14 protein-coding genes and 1 pseudogene are annotated in these 19,931 nt (G+C 30.5%); 6 read left to right on the top strand and 9 right to left on the bottom strand.

Features of this window, described 5'->3' with window-relative positions; genetic code table 11:
* Positions 1-73 precede the first annotated feature (73 nt).
* The 3 genes from ABDX67_RS06750 to lysS form a co-directional block, all read right to left on the bottom strand.
* On the bottom strand, positions 74-2,275 hold the full coding sequence (locus ABDX67_RS06750) for a DUF5916 domain-containing protein (RefSeq protein ID WP_347174195.1): 2,202 nt from the start codon (positions 2,273-2,275) through the stop codon (positions 74-76).
* A 59-nt stretch (positions 2,276-2,334) separates the two neighbouring features.
* Positions 2,335-3,285, bottom strand: coding sequence for an alpha/beta hydrolase fold domain-containing protein (locus tag ABDX67_RS06745; RefSeq protein ID WP_347174194.1), 951 nt, complete (start codon positions 3,283-3,285; stop codon positions 2,335-2,337).
* Between the two features lie 100 nt (positions 3,286-3,385).
* Positions 3,386-5,086 carry a lysine--tRNA ligase gene (gene lysS / locus ABDX67_RS06740; protein WP_347174193.1) on the bottom strand — a complete coding sequence of 567 codons (1,701 nt, stop codon included), beginning with the start codon at positions 5,084-5,086 and terminating at the stop codon, positions 3,386-3,388.
* A gap of 463 nt (positions 5,087-5,549) precedes the next feature.
* Between lysS and ABDX67_RS06735 the strand changes: the two genes are divergently transcribed.
* Entirely contained in the window at positions 5,550-6,008 is a 459-nt protein-coding gene (locus ABDX67_RS06735; protein ID WP_347174192.1) for a hypothetical protein, read from the top strand.
* Here the strand turns inward: ABDX67_RS06735 and ABDX67_RS06730 are convergent.
* A complete protein-coding gene (locus tag ABDX67_RS06730; RefSeq protein ID WP_347174191.1) occupies positions 6,005-6,505 on the bottom strand; it encodes a DUF456 domain-containing protein in 501 nt (166 codons plus the stop codon). The genes ABDX67_RS06735 and ABDX67_RS06730 overlap by 4 nt on opposite strands.
* A 193-nt stretch (positions 6,506-6,698) precedes the next feature.
* On the opposite strand from ABDX67_RS06730, the gene ABDX67_RS06725 reads away from it, so the two are divergent.
* The 4 genes from ABDX67_RS06725 (at position 6,699) to ABDX67_RS06710 (ending at position 10,254) form a co-directional block, all read left to right on the top strand.
* Positions 6,699-7,616, top strand: coding sequence for a hypothetical protein (locus tag ABDX67_RS06725; RefSeq protein WP_347174190.1), 918 nt, complete (start codon positions 6,699-6,701; stop codon positions 7,614-7,616).
* A gap of 4 nt (positions 7,617-7,620) precedes the next feature.
* Positions 7,621-7,980, top strand: a complete 360-nt coding sequence (locus tag ABDX67_RS06720; protein WP_347174189.1) for a BlaI/MecI/CopY family transcriptional regulator — start codon at positions 7,621-7,623, stop codon at positions 7,978-7,980.
* Positions 7,981-8,052: 72 nt separating this feature from the next.
* Positions 8,053-9,669, top strand: a complete 1,617-nt coding sequence (locus ABDX67_RS06715; protein ID WP_347174188.1) for a M56 family metallopeptidase — start codon at positions 8,053-8,055, stop codon at positions 9,667-9,669.
* Positions 9,670-9,780: 111 nt separating this feature from the next.
* On the top strand, positions 9,781-10,254 hold the full coding sequence (locus tag ABDX67_RS06710; protein ID WP_347174187.1) for a hypothetical protein: 474 nt from the start codon (positions 9,781-9,783) through the stop codon (positions 10,252-10,254).
* Positions 10,255-10,449: 195 nt separating this feature from the next.
* Here the strand turns inward: ABDX67_RS06710 and obgE are convergent, their stop codons facing one another.
* From obgE to secDF, 3 genes and pseudogenes are all read right to left on the bottom strand, one after another.
* Positions 10,450-11,439 (bottom strand): GTPase ObgE, encoded by a 990-nt coding sequence (gene obgE, locus ABDX67_RS06705; protein WP_347174186.1) that lies wholly within the window; start codon positions 11,437-11,439, stop codon positions 10,450-10,452.
* An 87-nt stretch (positions 11,440-11,526) separates the two neighbouring features.
* A pseudogene (locus tag ABDX67_RS06700) lies at positions 11,527-12,646 on the bottom strand (adenylate kinase).
* An 85-nt stretch (positions 12,647-12,731) separates the two neighbouring features.
* Positions 12,732-15,710, bottom strand: a complete 2,979-nt coding sequence (gene secDF / locus ABDX67_RS06695) for a protein translocase subunit SecDF (RefSeq protein WP_347174185.1) — start codon at positions 15,708-15,710, stop codon at positions 12,732-12,734.
* Between the two features lie 208 nt (positions 15,711-15,918).
* On the opposite strand from secDF, the gene ABDX67_RS06690 reads away from it, so the two are divergent.
* Positions 15,919-17,595: a formate--tetrahydrofolate ligase gene (locus ABDX67_RS06690; protein WP_347174184.1), complete on the top strand. Its 1,677-nt coding sequence runs from the start codon at positions 15,919-15,921 to the stop codon at positions 17,593-17,595.
* Between the two features lie 150 nt (positions 17,596-17,745).
* Here ABDX67_RS06690 and mdh read toward each other — a convergent pair whose 3' ends face one another.
* Complete coding sequence (gene mdh, locus ABDX67_RS06685; RefSeq protein ID WP_347174183.1) at positions 17,746-18,672, bottom strand: malate dehydrogenase; 927 nt, start codon at positions 18,670-18,672, stop codon at positions 17,746-17,748.
* 131 nt (positions 18,673-18,803) lie between these two features.
* Positions 18,804-19,871 carry a DUF6588 family protein gene (locus ABDX67_RS06680; RefSeq protein ID WP_347174182.1) on the bottom strand — a complete coding sequence of 356 codons (1,068 nt, stop codon included), beginning with the start codon at positions 19,869-19,871 and terminating at the stop codon, positions 18,804-18,806.
* Positions 19,872-19,931: the final 60 nt, after the last annotated feature.

Here is a 19,931-nt window from a genome sequence, read left to right as displayed (position 1 = left end):
TTGTGTTATTAAAAATAAGTTTTCGAATTTACTATTTATTAAAAATAAGAATCTTAAATAAATGTTAAAGACGTTATAAATTTAACCAGTAAGATAGTTTTAAATTAATAGATCTAAAACGTGGACTTAAAGGCGAGTTTGTGTTGTAATTATCATTATAAGCAATAAATAAATCAGATAACGGAGCAAAACGCCATTGCAATCTTGAGTTTACGCTTAAACTTTGTTCTTGATTACTGTATTGAATTAACGTATTCCAGAATAAACTTTTATTAAAAGTAATATCAAAACGAGGACCAATTAACCAAATAGAAGCAGTATCATACGGATCTGGTAAACTAATATAATTGTAGTTTACTTGCACTTTTGTTTGGAAAAATGGTTCAATTCTCCAATTTAAATTTCCTTCTAAAGAATATTTATTTCCGTTGTAAAATTGCCCAATTGATGGAGAAATATCAAAAGAAAAATGCTTTCTAATGTCTGAACTATATTTTGCTTCAAAACTGGTGTAAGAATAGCCAACATTTGCTGGTAATTCTACAGAACTTGTTCTTGTAGGATCAAAACTATTATATAAAAAAGTATATCGATTAAACATAGAAAATTCTAAATTAGTAGAATTGTTAAAGTCGATATTCCATTGACTGATAAATGTGTAATCAGAATTTTGGTAACCTAATTCTGGTTTCCAAATGTAAATTGGAGTTATAGATAAAGTGTGTTTTTGAATTTTTCCTTTCTTTGGATAAAAAGTATATTCAAAATTTGGATTGATTTTAAAAATATCTGTTCTTCTGATAAAACCTAAATCTGACCTAAAATCATCTTCAATATAAACGCCGCTTAATCTAATTTTAAAGTTTCTTGAATTGTATTCGGTAGAAATTCCTGCAGAAATATCTTTGCCAGATGTTGTTGGCGAAAAAGATTTGTGAATAAAGTATCTTCCGTTCCAAGTATTGTTTTCTGACGCTAAATTGTAATCAATACCAATTACTCTGTTGTATTTATCTTCTTGTTTTAAAAATACATATTCTTTTGTTGCTTGTTTGTTGATGAATAAAAAACTTAGATTAGATCTACTAAATAATTTTTGTTGAATGGCAACAACTGAGTTGTTTGTAGCCGGAATTTCATTTGCAACATCTTCTTCTGTTTGAACACTTAAAATCCCTAAACGTAAATTGTTGTTTAATTTTCCGCTTAATCTTGCGCCTGCAACAATTCCGTTTTCTATAGATTCGCCACTTTTATTTTTTGCAATTCCTATTCGTCTAGAGAAAAATGGATTTCCGTCTCTTGAGTCTCCAAAATCACCAAATAAATCGCTATTTTCAATAAAAAACTGACGGCGTTCTGGCAACGAAATTTCAAAACGTGTTAAATTTGTTGTTTGTTGGTCAACTTCTACTTGAGAAAAATCTGGGTTGATAGTTACATCTAAATTCATGCTATTTCCAATAGCAAATTTGGCATCACCACCAAATTTTACATCATTAATAGCGCTGTTATTTTCAAAATCTTTTCCTGAAAAAGTATTTATATAAGGTATAATTGTAATTGGCGCTCTAGATTTTCCTAAAGGTTTTTCAAAAATCATTTCGCCCATATAAGCTAAACTAAAAATCATTTGATTTTGAGGAATGTTCATCCACGTATTTCGCTCATTATCTTGTGTGTCAAACTGATAACTATTAAAACGCCATTTAGTTTCTCCTTCTTTAAATTTAAAAGCTGTTAACGGAATCGCAATTTCTGCAATATATGCATCTTCTAAAATTTGAGTTTTACAAACCCATTTTGTGTCCCAAGCTAAATTAAATCCTCTTAAATCTGATCCACCACCAGAAAGCAACGCTTCTCTTTTAACTCCTGCCGGATTTGTGCCAAAGAAAAAAGCATTAGAACCATCATTAAATGTATCAAAAATTAGGGTGACATTATCATTTCCAGAAGCTCTAAAATCTCTTCGTAAAGAAGGAATGATAAAATCGTTTGATTTTGCGTGTACTTTAATTGCAACATATAAATTTTTGTCATCAAACATCATTTTTACTTCTGTTTGATTTTCTGCTTGTAAAGAATCTGACGGATAATATTGCCAGTAGTTTGATGTAGCTTTTGCTTTTGCCCAATGAGATTCATTTAACAAACCATCAATTGACATTTCTGAAATATCAGTTTTTATATATTTTACAAAAACTTGTTTTGTTTTTTGAGCAAAAAGGGTTGTGCAGCTAATTATAAAAATTAGGAATAGATTTTTTTTCAAAACGGTAATTTGGTTAGCGTTTCGAAAGATAAATAAAAATATAATAAAATCAGATTAATTTATTGAAGCTGAGAATACAAGAAAGTTCTTATTTCTACCAAACAAGAATTACAGGTTAAAAACGCATCGTGTTTTCCGTTCTGAATTGTTTTTAATTCATTTTTTAATCCAAGCGAAGTTGCATAAGGATGTAAAATTCCAGAACCATCAGCAATAATTCCTGTATTATTAACATTGCCTTGTAAATAAGGCACAATAGCATCATCAGTTCCGTGAATACTAAACAAACTTGGTTCGTTAGAATTGATAAAATTAGAATTAAATAACGCTCCAGAAATATTAATTACTCCTTTTACTGTTGATGGAAATGTTTCGTTTCCGCTTGTTCCTTCAATTCCTCCTTTTGAGTTAACATAATCAACAAAAGAGCTACCGCCAATTGTAGTTAATTCTGCATTTGTATGCACATACGCGTAATGCAACGCAGTAATTGCTCCGGCAGAATATCCGCCAATAAAGACTTTTGAAGCGTCAATTTTATAAACATTATTTATAGTTGCATCTTTAGTAAAGTAACGAACAGCAGCTTTCATGTCTGCAACAGAATTTATTACAACTTGTTTAAAAGCTAACTGAGTTGGAGTAACATCTAACAATCTATAATTGATGGATGCCACAACATAACCAGCTTTTGCCAAAAATGTAGCGAGTTCTGTAAAATCGGTTTTATCGCCAGAAATATAACTTCCGCCGTGTGCTAAAACTATTAAAGGTCTGTTGATTTCTGTATCGTTTGCTGGTTGATAAATATCCATAGATAAACCAGTTGTTGCGCCACCTAATGTAACATTTGCTCCGTAACGTACATCTTTAGAAATGGTAATTGTTTCAAAAATCTGACTATTGTATCGTTGTTGATTTTCTGCCTGATTTATGTAACTTATTTCACTTTCTAAACAAGAAGTAAAAAGGATTATAGAAAAACTAAGTAACAGTATTTTACGAATCATAGTAGCAACAGATTGTATCAACTTTATTTGATTTTTTGTTCTTTATTTTAACAAAAAAAAGGAATTATATTAGTTGTAATTCCTTTTTCTATTTTTTTAATTAAACCGCTTCAACAAACAAACCTTCGTCTGTTTTAGAAACTTTGGCAACCTCTTTTTTGGTTAATCCTTTAATGGTTTTATCCCATTTTTTATTTGATAAACCAGATTGTGTTTTCAGTTCGTTTAAATTTATTTTTTCTGCTTTAGTAATGATTGCTAGTAGCGCTTTCTCATCATCTGTAAGTGCAACATCAGCAGCGATTCGCTGCTCTGGTCGCATTTGCGGAAAGAATAATACTTCTTGTATTGATTGATTGTTCGTCAGAAACATAATCAAACGATCCATCCCAATTCCCATTCCAGACGTTGGCGGCATTCCGTATTCTAGCGCACGTAAAAAATCTTCGTCAATAAACTCTGTAGCTTCATCGTCTCCTTTTGCAGCTAATTTTAATTGATGTTCAAAACGCTCACGTTGATCTATCGGATCATTTAATTCAGAATATGCATTTGCAATTTCTTTACCACAAACCATTAATTCGAAACGTTCCGTTAATTCTGGATTATCTCTGTGTTCTTTACAAAGCGGAGACATTTCCTTTGGATAATCTGTGATAAAAGTTGGCTGAATATAATTCCCTTCACATTTTTCGCCAAAAATTTCATCAATTAACTTTCCTTTCCCCATTGTTGCATCAACCTCTATATTCATAGATTTTGCTGCAGTTCTAATTTCATCTTCTGTTTTATCAGTAATGTCAAAACCTGTAAAATGTTTGATAGAATCTGCCATTGTTACTCTTGCGTAAGGCGCCTTAAAATCTATTTTATGTTTTCCAAACGTTGCTTCAGTTGTTCCGTTAACGGCAATTGCACAATGTTCTAATAATTGCTCACAGAAATCCATCATCCAATTATAATCTTTGTAAGCAACATAGATTTCCATTGCTGTAAATTCTGGATTGTGTGTTCTGTCCATTCCTTCGTTTCTGAAGTTTTTAGAAAACTCATAAACACCATCAAATCCACCAACAATTAAACGTTTTAAATACAATTCGTTGGCAATTCTCATGTACAACGGAATGTCTAAACTATTGTGATGTGTTATAAAAGGTCTTGCTGCTGCGCCACCAGGAATTGGTTGTAAAATTGGAGTTTCAACTTCGAAATATCCAGCAGAATTAAAGAAATTTCGCATTGCATTGAACAATTTTGTTCGCTTAATAAAAACTTCTTTTACTTTTGGATTTACAACTAAATCTGCATAACGTTGTCTGTATCGTAATTCTGGATCTGTAAAAGCGTCATGTACAACTCCTTCTGCATCTGTTCTTGGTAATGGCAAAGGTTTTAAGGCTTTACTTAATAAAACAAAACTTTGTACTCTTACACTTTTTTCTCCTACCTGTGTTGTAAATAACTCTCCTTCAATTCCTATAAAATCACCAATATCTAATAATTTCTTATAAACATCATTATATAAAGTTTTGTCTTCTCCAGCACAAATTTCATCTCTATTAAAATACACTTGAACTCTTCCTTGAGCATCTTGTAATTCTGCAAAAGAAGCTTTTCCTTGAATTCTTCTAGACATTAATCTACCAGCAATAACTACCTTTTTACTTTCTGCATAATTTTCTTTAATCTGTTTAGAATTGTGATTTACTGGAAATAAATCAGCAGGATAAGGATTGATTCCTAATTCACGTAATTTTGATAGTTTTTCTCTTCGTACAACTTCTTGTTCTGATAATTGCATAATGCAGTATTCTTTATAGGATAATAATAAAGGCGCAAAGATACAATCAATTACAGAATAAAGCAATCTAGTTCTTTGTAGAAATTTTTTAAGATAAACTTTAGTTTTTTGCCACGAATTCACAAATTCATGGATTTTTAATTTCTTACTTTATTAAATAAAAACCATTGGTTATTCTAAATCCGTAAAATATTATACAAATAATTAATATAAAATTTGTGACTTAACTACTATTGATTTTAAGGAAATATAATTTTTTTTAGCAATCTTTAATTTAATTATTGCTAGTTTAAAAAAAGCTTGTATATTCGCAGGCTGCTTTTTTTAAGAGTAGCATTTAGTTGTGTTGTTTTGGCACTTTCAAAAAAGTGTCGTGGTTTTGTTAACCAATGGAAAGCTTCCCTGAGATGGGACGCTTTTTTTTTGCCTTATAATTTGTATATTTACTGAAAGCCAATTTATTATGAAAAATATTTTTCTTGTTTTCTTGTTGTTCTTTTCAATAAATTTAGTTTCTCAAACTAATGATAAAATAAAAAAGGATTCGATATATACGTATATGAGTGTTGATAAAAATTTCAACTTTGATTCTTGTAAAGATGTAGAACAAGGGCCGAAAGATCTTCTTTTTGGATGTTTCAATAGAGAATTAAAAAATTTCATTAATAAAGAATTAACTTCAGAAATGAAAAAAGGTGATGGATGTTATAGTGGAAGGTATTCTATTTATTTAAGTTTTGTGGTAAATGAAAATGGTAGATTTGAAGATGTTTCTCTAAGATTTCGAGGAAATAATACATGCAACGATTTAACTAAAGCTATAAGAAATATATTAAAAAATAACCCAAAAATAATTCCTGCGATTAAAAACGGTGAAAATGTAAAAGAGGAATTTAAAACAATGTTAATGTATCGATTTTAAAAAAAGACAGACTTATATTCCCAAAACGTGCTGATATAAAACCAAAGATACACCAAACCAACTCCGAATTTTAAACTAGCGGAAACAAAGAATCCAAGTAAAGATCCAAAAGACGCCTTTAATGCTTTGTCTGAATTCTTTTTTGCAAAGGCAATTTCTCCAATAAATGCCCCAACAAAAGCTCCAATTAACATTCCTAATGGAATAGGAGAGAACAAACCAATTAGCAAGCCAATTGTGGTTCCGTAAACTCCATATTTACTTCCGCCAAATCGTTTTGTGCCAATGGCAGGAATAAAATAATCTAATACCCAAACCAATATTGCAATTGCTAAAGTGATTCCTAAAAACGTCCAATCTTTTGGAACAGCAGATGTAAAACTCAATAATAATAAACCAACCCAACCAGTTAATGGTCCTGGTAAAATTGGTAAAAAAGCACCGATGATTCCTAAAATCATACAGATAAATCCTAAAAAGAGTAATAATATGTCCATAAATTAATGTCATTGCGAGAATTAAATAATTCGCTGCAATCTTATTTTTGAGATTACTTCGTCATACTTCTTTGTAATGACGTAGTTTTTATAGTAAGACGAAAATACAAAAACTTTGTTACGAATTATTTTTAACTAAAAAATTAGTTTAAACTAATTTTTTAGTTATATTTGTTCGAAGAAAATATGTAGCATGAAGATAATAAAGGGAAATATTGTGCTTTTTATATTGAGTTTTGTTGTGAATTTAAGTTTTTCTCAACAGAGAGCGGATGACATTAATTTGCCAAAAATTAAGAATCCAAGGTTTTTAAAATCTAAAGGACCAACAATTTATATAGATCAAAGCCATCAAAATTTTCATCAAAAAGCAGGGAGATTTAAACCGTTTTCTGATTTGTTAATTTCTGACGGATTTAACGTGGACAGTATTATCAACCTTAAAAAACTGAATACTGATGATATTTTAGTAATTGCAAACCCAATAAATCAAAAAAATGTTGGCAATTGGAGCAAACCAATTTATGCTGCTTTTTCTAAAGATGAAATAGCATTCTTAAAAGATTGGGTAAAAAGAGGTGGTAAGCTGATGCTAATTGCAGATCACATGCCTTTTGCAGGAGCAGCAAATGATTTAGCAAGTGCTTTTGGTTTTAAATTTTGTGATGGTTTTGCATATTTAAAAAAAGAACGAATAAACCTACCTGATGTTTTTTCTAAAGCAAATAAAAGATTAGTTGAATCGGAAATTACAAATGGAACTTTAGGTGAAAAAATAAACTCAATTACTACGTTTACAGGTTCTTCATTTACAATTCCAAAAGAAGCAAAAGGAATTTTAAAATTTATAAAAGATGATTATTGTTTAGCTCCGCAAGTTGCTTGGCAATTTAATAAGGAAACTCCAAAATCTGATTTAGAAAACAAATATCAAGGAGCAATTTTAAATTTTGGAAAAGGAAAATTAGCAGTATTTGGAGAAGCAGCAATGTTTACAGCACAAACAATTACAAATAATTCAGGAACTTTTAAGTTTGGCTTTCATGCTAAAAGTGCTCCAAACAATGTAGAATTTATTAGAAATTTATTTTTTTGGCTAAGTAAAAATTAAAAACATGAAACAATTAACAAAAGCAGAAGAGCAGTTTATGCAGGTTTTATGGACTTTAGGAGAAGCATCTGTAAAAGAAATTATAGAACAACTTCCAAAACCGAAACCAGCATATAACACCGTTTCTACAATTATTAGAATTTTAGAAACCAAAGAATTTGTACATCACAAAACTAAAGGAAGAGGTTATGTGTATTATCCGATTGTAGATAAAGATGTGTATAGCAACCAAACTTTGCATAAAGTTGTGGATGGTTATTTTGATGGTTCTTTTAAAAGTATGGTTTCTTTTTTTGTAAAAAAGAACGATATGGATATTGCTGAACTAGAAACTATTTTAAAAGAAATTAATAAAGAGAATTAATTGTCTCCTCGAGCGGAGTCGAGAGGTCATTTAGGTCTCAAATCTGCTCGACCTGACATAAAAATTAGAACTATGATAACTTATATTATTCAAGTCGTTTTATTTCAAATACTGTTTTTAGCGGTGTATGATTTCTTTTTAAGTAAAGAAACGTTTTACAAGTATAACAGATGGTATTTGTTAGGAACTCCAATTTTATCTTTTGTGTTGCCTTTGATAAAAATCCCAACTTTTCAAAAGGCAATGCCGCAAGAAATTATGATTTTACTCCCAGAAGTGATGTTGTCTCCTCAAAAAGTAATAGAACAAACGACTTTTTATAGGGATGGATCTTTCAATTATCTAAACCTTTTATTTTGGATTGGAGCTTTATTATTTACAATAGTATTTCTGATAAAACTATTTAAAATTATTTGGTTAATTACAAAGAATGAAACCATACAAAAACATTTTTATAGATTGGTTTTACTACCAAAAGAGAACAATGCGTTTTCATTTTTTAATTATATCTTTTTAGGAAAAAATATTCCGGCAGAAAAACAAGAATCAATTATTGAGCACGAATTAATTCACGCAAAACAAAAACACTCAGTAGATTTATTGTTTTTTGAGTTGTTAAAAATTGTAATGTGGTTTAACCCAATGATTTATTTTTATCAACATAAAATTACCTTATTGCATGAATATATTTCTGACGCTGCCATTATAAAAAACACAAAAAAGCAAGATTATTTTAACACTTTACTAAGCCAAACTTTTCAGGTTGAAAACATTTCGTTTGTCAATCAATTTTACAAACATTCACTCATTAAAAAAAGAATTATTATGATGACAAAAAACAAATCAAAACAAATTAAAAAGGCAAAGTATTTATTGTTATTGCCACTATTGGCAAGTATGTTAGTTTATACTTCTTGTGAGAAAGATATAAATTTAGTTGATGAGGAATTAAAAAATAATTCTGAATTTTCTTCAAAAACACCATTAAGTAATTTGATGAATAAAATAAATATTAACGATAAAAGCACCTATGAGGTTGGGAGTGATTTTTATTTTAAGGTTAAGGAATTTGTTTTAAAAAACACAAATATTTCTTTAGACTTAAACAAGAACAGAGTTTTATTAGAAGTTACAATAACACCTAATGGAGGGTTAGAAGATGTAAAAATTAAAAATATACCACTTGATTTTGAAGCTGGGAATATGTTTAATAATTTACCAAGATTAATTAAGGTAAAGAAAGATGGTAAATATGTTGCAATGAAGTATACGTTGCCAATTACATATAGTTTAAACAACAAAACGAATAAAGCATTATATTCAGAAAACAATAATGATGTACCATTTGCAATCATAGAAGAGGTTCCGGTCTATCCAGGTTGTAAAGGAACTAGAGAACAAAAAAAGAAATGTTTAAACGAAAATATAAAAATGAAAATAGTTAAGGAGTTTAATGCTGATTTAGCAAAAAGTTTAGATATTTCAAAAGGAAAGAAAAAGATTTGGGTTGTTTTTAGAATAAATGAGAACGGAGAAGTTACTGAAATTAAAGCAAGAGCTCCACATCCAAAGTTAAAAGATGAAGCGGAAAGAGTAGCTAGTTTATTGCCAAAAATGATTCCTGGCAAACAAAGAGGTAAAGCAGTAGGAATGAAATATACACTACCAATTTCTTTTGTAGTAGAATAAATTTTAATTGTTTATCCAAAGTTTAAAGCAGGAGTTATTCCTGCTTTTTTGGTTGAGCACTATTTTTTAGAACAATAATTAAATCGTATTTTTACCTAGTAAATTTATAGCATGCGATTTCGAGTACTTTCTCTTTTCTTACTTATTTTGATTGGTACTTCTTGTGAGTACTTAAATTTAAGTAAGAAATCTAATTTACAAGAAGTTGACACCATTATTGATTTTTCTTCTGTTGATGTTTTTCCAACATTCGAAGCGTGTAAAAACTTTATCGATAAAGCAAAAAAAACAGACTGTTTTAGAAATACAATTCATAAACACATTTTTGAAAGTTTAGCAAAACACAAACTAGAAGTTAAAAACCCGGTAAACGAAATAATCAATGTTGTGGTTTTAATCAATAATAAAGGCATTGTTTCTATTCAGAAAATTACTTCTTCTGAAACTCTAAAAAAAGAAATCCCCACAATTGATAGTTTAATTACAATAAGCTTGCGCGATTTACCAAGGCTTTCTCCGGCAACCAAAAGAGGAATTCCGGTTGCTACACAATATCAAATTCCGATTCAGATTACTGTAAATTAGGTTGTTGATTTAATATTGGTTTTAGCCACGAATTCACAAATTTTATACTAATTATTTTACGAATTTAGAAAAAACGAAGGTTTTTTATTCATGAAATTTACAACTAAAACTAAAAATAGATTTCCGTTTCCGAAAATCTATTTTTTATTTTTTAAAGAAGAGTTCTTGACTCCGCTCGAACAGACAATTATATTGTTAATTCAACATTTTCCAAAGTTGATCTTTCAATTCTGTCAATCCTGTGTTTGCAATTGAAGAGAAAAATATATGTGGAACGCCATAGGGTAAATCCTTTGTAATTTCTGCTCTTAACTCATCATCTAACATATCGTCCTTAGAAATTGCCAATAATCTATTTTTATCTAACAACTCTGGATTGTGTGTTTTTAGTTCGTTTAATAAAATTTTATATTCTTTATTGATGTCTTCACTATCCGCAGGAATTAAAAATAACAATGTAGAATTACGTTCAATATGACGTAAAAAACGAAACCCTAAACCTTTTCCTTCTGCAGCACCTTCTATAATTCCAGGAATATCTGCCATTACAAAAGTTTGATGATTTCTATGTTCTACAATTCCTAAATTTGGTTTTAGCGTAGTAAATGCATAATCAGCAATTTTTGGTTTTGCTGAGGTAATTACTGATAGCAAAGTAGATTTTCCTGCGTTTGGAAATCCAACTAAACCTACATCAGCTAATAATTTTAATTCTAGTAAAAACCAACCTTCAATTCCATCCATTCCTGGTTGTGCATATCTTGGTGTTTGATTTGTAGAAGATTTAAAATGCCAGTTTCCTAAACCGCCTTTTCCACCGCGTAATAAAACAACTTCTTGTTTGTCTTCTGTTACTTCGAATAGAATTTCGTTGGTATCTGCGTCTCTAACAATAGTTCCTAAAGGCACTTCTATATAAATGTCTTTTCCATCGTGTCCAGTACTTCTACTTTTACTTCCAGAGCCACCATGATCTGCTCTAAAATGTTTTTTAAATTTTAGATGAAATAATGTCCACATATTTTTATTTCCACGAAGAATAATATGTCCACCACGACCACCATCTCCACCATCTGGACCACCTTTGGTAATAAATTTTTCTCTGTGTAAGTGCATAGATCCGCTTCCTCCTTTACCAGAAGATGCGTACACTTTTATGTAGTCAACAAAATTTCCCTCAGTCATTATTTCTATTGTTTATATGTTGATTTGTCTAATAGTTTATTCGTGTTTGTGATAAACACATAAACGATTTAACGCATAAACAGTTGTTTAAAGTTTGTCAAAAACTTCTGCTAATCTATTTGTAATATCGCTAATACTACCAACTCCATTTACACCATAATAGTTTCCTTGCGCTTGGTAATAGTCTTTTAAAACTGCAGTTTTTGTATTGTATTCGTTAAAACGATTTCTAATTTTTGATTCGTCAGTATCGTCTGTTCTTCCGCTTGTTTTTCCTCTTTCTAATAAACGAGCAACTAGTAAATCTTCAGAAACCTCTAAAGCTACCATTCCGTTAATTTTTTCTCCTTTTTCAGCTAAAAAAATATCTAGTGCTTTTGCTTGAGATTCTGTTCTTGGAAAACCATCAAAAATAAATCCGTTTGCATCTGCATTTTTATTTACTTCTGCTTTTAGCATTTCAATTGTTACTTCATCCGGAACTAAATCTCCTTCATCCATGTATTTTTTAGCCAATAAACCTAATTTCGTTTGATTTTTGATATTGTATCTAAAAACATCTCCGGTAGAAATGTGAATTAGATTGTATTTTTCTTTTAGCAATGTTGCTTGTGTGCCTTTTCCTGCTCCTGGAGGACCAAATAATACAATGTTTTTCATAATTTTATTGTTGTGTTGTTAGTTGGTAAATGGTAGGATAGTTCCTTCCTAATCCATTATAATCTAAGCCGTAGCCGACAATAAATTTATCTGGAATGCTTTTTCCGATATAATCTATTGGTAAATCTTTTTTAAAAACATCTGGTTTAAAGAATAAGGTTGCAACTTTTAATTGCTTTACTTTTTTATCTTTAAAGATGTCATAAATTTCTTTTAATGTATTTCCTGTATCAATAATATCTTCTAAAATAACTACAGTTCTGCCTTCAATATTTTCATTTAAACCAACAAGTTGTTTTACTTTTTCTGTTGATGATGTTCCTTCATAAGAAGCAAGTTTTACAAATGAAATTTCACAATTTCCTTTATAAGCTTTAGCAAAATCTGAAACAAACATAAAAGAACCATTTAAAATTCCGATAAACAAAGGAGTTTCTCCTTCGCAATCTTTAGCAATTTGTTGTGCTAAAGAGCTAACAATGTTATTGATTTCAATTTCATCAATAAATGGTTTAAAACTTAAATCGTGTAGTTTAATGGTGTTCATTTTGCAAAGATACGTTCTTGTTATTGAATGAAAAAACCGTTTTGAATTAAGTTCAAAACGGTTTTTTTATTTTAGTCTTTTCAGATTATTCTTTTTCTACTTTCTTAGAAGTATCAAACATAATAGGAGTTGCAATAAACAATGAAGAGTATGTTCCAACTACCACACCAACAATTAATGCAAACATAAATCCTTTAATAGAATCACCACCAAATAAGAAAATAGCCATCATTACTAATAATGTTGTTAAAGAAGTATTGATTGTTCTTCCTAAAGTAGAACTTAATGCTTTGTCTACTACTTTTGTGTAATTCCATTTTGTATGAATTCCTGCAAATTCTCTAATTCTATCAAAAATTACCACCGTATCATTTAATGAATAACCAACTACAGTTAATATTGCTGCAATAAATGATTGTCCGACTTCCATATCAAACGGCATAAATCTGTATAATATTGAGAAAATTCCTAATACAATTAAAACATCGTGGAATACGGCAACAACCGCACCTAAACTAAATGATATTTTTCTAAAACGTAATAAGATATATAAGAAAACTACAATTAACGAACCTAAAACCGCCCATAATGCAGATGTTTTAATATCATCGGCAATTGTTGGATCAACTTTCATATAACTCATAATTCCACTACCAGCTTTTTCAAAACCAGGTTTAAAATTCTCGTATGTAGTTGAGCCTAAATGAGGTTTTAATCCGTTATATAAAGCAGCTTGTACTTCGTCATCAACAGTTAAACCTTCGTCATCTATTTTGTAAACAGTTGTTATTTTTAATTGATTAGAAGTTCCATACGTTTTTACTTCTGGTGCAGATCCAAATACTTCTTTTAAATCTTCAGCAACTTGAGTAGAGTTCATTGGTTGATCAAAACGAACAACATAAGAACGACCACCTTTAAAATCAACTCCTTGTTTTAATCCTAGAGTTGCCATAGAAACGATTCCTCCAATAATAATAGCTCCAGAAATAACGTAAGCAATTTTACGTTTTCTTAAGAATTCTACATTTATATTTTGAAACCAGTTTTTAGAAATAGAAGTATTAAATGTTAAGTTTTTATTTTTGTTAATAGCTCCATCAATTAACATTCGAGTAATAAATACCGCAGTAAATAATGATGTTGCAATACCAATCATTAACGTTAAAGCAAAACCTTTAATTGGTCCTGTTCCAAAAACATATAAAATAATACCAGTTAATAAGGTTGTAATATTTGCATCAATAATTGCAGATAAAGCTCCTTTTACACTAAATCCATCTTCAACAGCTAATTTTAATCCTTTTCCGCCGTTTAATCCTTCTTTAATTCTTTCAAAAATAATAACGTTTGCATCTACAGACATACCAATTGTTAAGATAATACCTGCAATTCCTGGTAATGTTAAAACCGCACTAAACGATGCTAAAATTCCGAAGATGAATAAAATATTAACCGCTAATGCAATGTTTGCAAATAAACCTGCTCTACCATAATAGAAGAACATCCAGATTAATACCATTGCTATTGCTAACCCAAATGAGTTCAAAGATTTGTCAATTGACTCTTGCCCTAAAGATGGTCCAACTACTTCTGCTTGAATAATTCTAGCAGCAGCAGGTAATTTACCAGCTTTTAAAACTGTTGCAATATCTTGTGCTTCTTCAACTGTCATTAATCCACCAGAAATAGAAGTTCTACCTCCAGAAATTGGTTGATTAACAGAAGGAGCAGTATATACATAATCATCTAAAACAACAGCAACAAATTTACCAGCATTTTCTGTGGTCATTTTTTCCCATTGTTTAGAACCAGTAGAGTTCATTGTCATACTTACTTCTGGTTTGTTCAGTTGATCAAATTCTTGAGAAGCATCTACAATTACATCACCTTCTATAGTAGCAACATCTTTTCTGTTAGATTTGATTGCATATAAACTGATAACTTCTGCAGTTTTATCTGCATTTGGTTGTGCTTTATAATCCCATAAAAACTTTACATATCTAAGATTGCTAGGTAATAAAGCTCTAACTTCTTTTCTATTTAATAATTTATTTACAACTGCAGTATCAGAAACTTTAGCCATTGCAACTAAAGAACTAACTTGTTGTTGGGTTTGTGCTATATTTGGAGATAAATATGTAAATAATGTTTTTTGGTTATTTACTTCTGTAGAATCTTTTTTCCCTAATAAGTTATCGATATCATCTTTTTTGATAGTATCTGTTGTTACTGTAGGATTTTCATCTTTTAAAAGCTCAGTAATTTTTGTGTTTGCAGTAAAGAAGAAGTTTTGTACTTCTGTATTCGTATACACTTCCCAAAATTGTAATTTGGCAGTACTTTCTAATAGTTTCCTTACACGCTCAATATCTTTTGCTCCTGGTAATTCTATTTGAATTCTACCAGAATTACCAACACGTTGAATGCTTGGTTGTGTAACACCAAATTTATCAATTCTACTACGTAATACTTCAAAAGCAGTATCAATAGAATTGTCTATTTCTGTTTGGATAATTGGCTTAACCTGAGCATTTGTTTTGTTAAAATTAATTCCTTTATCAGCTAAGGTTTTTGTTCCAAAAATAGAAGGATCACTTAACTTAACAGTTCCGTTACTTAATTTTTCAAATTCCGAAAAGAATAAGTCTAAATATGTACTAGTACTGTTTTTTTGTGCTGCATCTGCAGCTTCTAAAGCTTGGTTAAAAATAACATTGCTAGTTTCATTAGACAATCCTATTAAGATATCTTTTACAGATACTTGTAAAATTGCATTAATTCCACCTTTTAAATCAAGACCAAGATTCATCTCCTTGTCTCTAATGTCATTGTAGCTATATTCAGCAAATCCTAGATTTATAATTTTAGCGTTTCCAACACTATCTAGATATTTTTTTTCAAAATTAGCTAAAGCTTTACCGTCATTATCGGTAACTTTTCCTTTCGCATACACCTTTGCGGCATCCTCAACATTCCCTGCGAAGTAGGTAAATGATAATTGATATAAACTTACTAATCCAAAAAGGATAGCGAATAATCTGATAAGTCCTTTGTTTTGCATCTTCTATTTAATTTTAATCGACTTCTTTGTAAAAACGTGCAAATATAGTATTTCAAAAAAGAGTAGCCAATTGTTTTGTCATATTTGTAGCATAAGATTCTTGTTTTTCAAAGCTTTAAAAAAAAGGATAAAAAAGAACCTTTAATTTTTTATATATTTACTCACCAAAAATAAGAGAATTAATCATTAAAAATAAAAATCATTTCAAATGGCTTACCAATCGGATATTGAAATAGCACAAGCTAAAACGCTTGTTCATATTAGAGAAATTGCAGCAAAATTAAATATTGATGAAGAAAATATGGAAATGTACGGTAAGTACAAAGCCAAGTTGCCTTTAAGTTTAATTGATGAAAATAAAATAAAAGAAAACAACTTAGTACTTGTAACAGCGTTAACTCCTACGCCTGCAGGAGAAGGAAAAACAACGGTTTCTATTGGTTTAACAGAAGGATTAAATAAAATTGGTAAACAAGCAACTGTGGTCTTAAGAGAGCCATCTTTAGGTCCGGTTTTCGGAATAAAAGGAGGAGCAGCTGGTGGTGGACATTCACAAGTTGTACCGATGGAAGACATCAATTTACACTTTACAGGAGATTTTAATGCCATTGAAAAAGCAAATAATTTATTATCAGCTTTAATAGATAACAATTTACAAAGTTCAGTTAATAACTTAAATATTGATCCAAGAACCATTCTTTGGAAACGAGTTATTGATATGAATGATAGAGCGTTACGAGATATTACTATTGGTTTAGGTGGTACTGGAAATGGAATACCAAGACAAGATGGATTTAACATTACGCCAGCATCAGAAGTGATGGCGATACTTTGTATGGCAACAGATTTTGAGAACTTAAAAAAACGTTTAGGAGATATTTTTATCGGATTTACTTTTGATAAAAAACCAGTTTTTGCACGTGATTTAAAAGCAGAAAACGCCATGGCAATTTTGTTAAAAGATGCCATTAAACCAAATTTAGTGCAAACTTTAGAAGAGAATCCAGCAATTATTCATGGTGGACCATTTGCAAATATTGCACAAGGTACAAATACAGTTTTGGCTACAAAAATGGGATTAAGTTTATCTAATTACGTAGTAACAGAAGCTGGTTTTGGAGCAGATTTAGGAGCTGAAAAATTCTTAAATATTAAATCGGCTTTTGCAGGGTTAAATCCAAAATGTGTGGTTTTAGTTGCAACAATTAGAGCATTACGTCATCATGGTGGCGCAAAACCAGACGAATACAATACGCCAAGTGTAGAAAGAGTTACAGAAGGATTTAAGAATTTAGAAAAGCATATCGAAAACATTCGTAAGTTTAATATTGAACCAGTTGTGGCTATTAATTCATTTGTTTCAGATTCCAATGAAGAAGTGCAATTTATAAAAGATACCTGTGTAGGATTAGGAGTGCATGCAGTATTGTCTGAAGGTTGGGCAAAAGGAGGTGAAGGAACCAAAGAATTAGCAGCAGCGGTTGCTGATGTTGTAGAAAATAAAGCAACACAATTTAAACCTTTATACGATTGGAAGAGTCCTGTAAAAGAAAAAATAGCCATTATTGCAAAAGAAATTTACGGAGCAGACGGTGTGGTTTATGATAAAAAAGCGGAATTAAATTTACGTAGAATTGATCGTTTAGGATTTAATGATTTTGCAATTTGTATGGCAAAAACACAAAAATCTTTTTCTGATGATGAAAAATTGATAGGAAGACCAACAGGGTTTTCTATAACTGTTCGCGAAATTGAAATTGCAGCCGGAGCACAATTTATTATTCCAATTTTAGGGAAAATGATGCGTATGCCAGGTTTGCCTGCAAAACCAGCATCAGAAGGAATGAACATTGATAATAATGGTGTTATTTCTGGGTTGTCTTAAATCCCCTTTGCCTTTCAGGCGTTTCCCAAAAGGGAAAAATTAAGTTTTATTCTGAGAATTTTATAGAATAAAAAAAATCCAGCCATTTGGCTGGATTTTTTATTTTCTCTATTTGCTAAAAACGAAAGGCTAAAATCAAACAGCTAAATACTACAATTCTAACAATCCGTTTGTTTTTTTAACACCTTCTGCAGATGCTTCTAAATGTGCTTTTTCAGCATCACTTAAATGAATCTCTACAATTTTTTCGATTCCGTTTTTACCTAAAACAACAGGAACTCCAATACATAAATCGTTCAGTCCATATTCGCCTTCTAATAAAGTAGAACAAGGGAAAATCTTTTTAGTATCACAAGCAATTGCTTGTACCATTCCAGAAACTGCTGCTCCTGGTGCATACCAAGCAGAAGTTCCTAATAATCCAGTTAAGGTTGCACCACCAACTTTGGTATCTTCTAAAACTTGTTGTAATCTTTCTTCAGAAATAAATTCAGAAACAGGAACAGAATTTCTTGTTGCTAAACGCGTTAATGGAACCATTCCTTTATCAGAATGTCCACCAATTACCATTCCGTCAACATCAGAAATTGGAGCTCCTAAAGCTTCTGCTAATCTGTATTTAAAACGAGCAGAATCTAAAGCACCACCCATTCCAATAATTCTTTTTTTAGGTAAATCAGTAGTTTTGTGTACTAAATATGTCATTGTATCCATAGGATTAGAAACAACAATAATTATTGTATTAGGAGAATGTTCAATTAAACTAGCCGAAACCATTTTTACGATTCCTGCATTAATTCCGATTAATTCCTCACGAGTCATTCCTGGTTTTCTAGGAATTCCAGAAGTAATTACACAAATATCTGAATTTGCTGTTTTAGAATAATCACTAGTAGAACCAGTAATTTTAGTATCAAATCCGTTTAAGGAAGCTGTTTGCATTAAGTCCATTGCTTTACCTTCTGCAAAACCTTCTTTAATATCTAATATTACAACTTCTGAAGCGAAATTTTTAATAGCGATGTACTCTGCACAACTTGCGCCCACAGCACCTGCACCTACAACTGTTACTTTCATTTTATTTTGTTTTGTGTGTTGAATAAATTTTGTTGTACAAAAGTACTATAAATTATTGTAAATATGCCTTGATGTAAATCAAAAAAGGCTACGAAATTCGCAGCCTTTTATACTTTTGTTTATTTAGTAGTTTATCTAATACTTAAAGCGATACCAGCACTAACGGTATTGTATTCTTGAATTGTGTAATCTGCAAATATTTTTAAGAACCATAAGCTAAATCTAGCTCCAATTGTAGTCTTAAATCCACTTGCGTCAAATTCCATGTTTGGAGGTGTTAAAGTTTCTTCATAAGTATAAGATTGACCACCTTCTGAGTATGTAAATTCTCCTTTATAAGTTCCTGTCATTTTAAATTTAGAAGTACCGCCACTATAACCGATACCACCATAAAAATTAATAAAAGGAAAATTTAAAGAAGCAATTGCTTGTGCTGTATAAGAACGCAATTCAAAATCTGCAGAAGCATTTGCCATTTGAAAGTTTCCAGAATTTACATCTGCAAAACCATAATTAACATCCATAGAAGTATAAGCTGCTAATAAAGAAACATGCAATGGTAATCTTTTTAAAGGTCCAAACCAACTTGTAATTTCCTTTTTTAAACCAATTCCATACATACTTGCTTTTCCGCCATCTTCACCTAAGTCTGTTTCAGGAAAAAAACGAACCATTGCTTCCATTTTAAAAGGTAAACCAAGGTTAAATTGTGCAACTGGAGCAGGAACCGCATTTAATGGTAAGTCTCCTGTTACACCACCTGGAGTATCAAAGTTTGCAGTAACAGTTCTAGATTGTCCGTTTGCAGGTGAACCAGGATCATTAATTTTTACAGTTTTTGATACTGTAAAAGTTGTAGGTGAATTAGGTCCAGCAAAAGTAGATGCTGATGTACTTGTAGAAGTAACCGAAGTTAACCCTAAAGCAGAAATAGAAAACATTTCTTTTTCACTTGGAACCATTGCAGCACTTAAGCCAACAGTTAAATCAAATCCTAATATTTTATGAACCTTAGCTGTATGATACCAACCATTATTCATTCCGTAAATAAAACCTTCCATTGCAGGTGTAAAGTATGCTTCCATTAGTTTGTTAGCATCTGTTCCATCCGCAAGTAAAATGTTTTCAAAACCTTCTTGGGCTTTAGTTGTATTGCTTAGTGCAAATACGCTAATAAAAATTAAAATGTACCTTTTCATATTATAAGAGTTTAGTTAAAATTATTTGTTTTATTTATGCTAATATATAAAGAAAATAAA

The organism is Polaribacter uvawellassae, assembly GCF_039748955.1.
GTDB lineage: Bacteria > Bacteroidota > Bacteroidia > Flavobacteriales > Flavobacteriaceae > Polaribacter > Polaribacter uvawellassae.
This window is presented reverse-complemented; position numbering and strand designations above follow the sequence as displayed.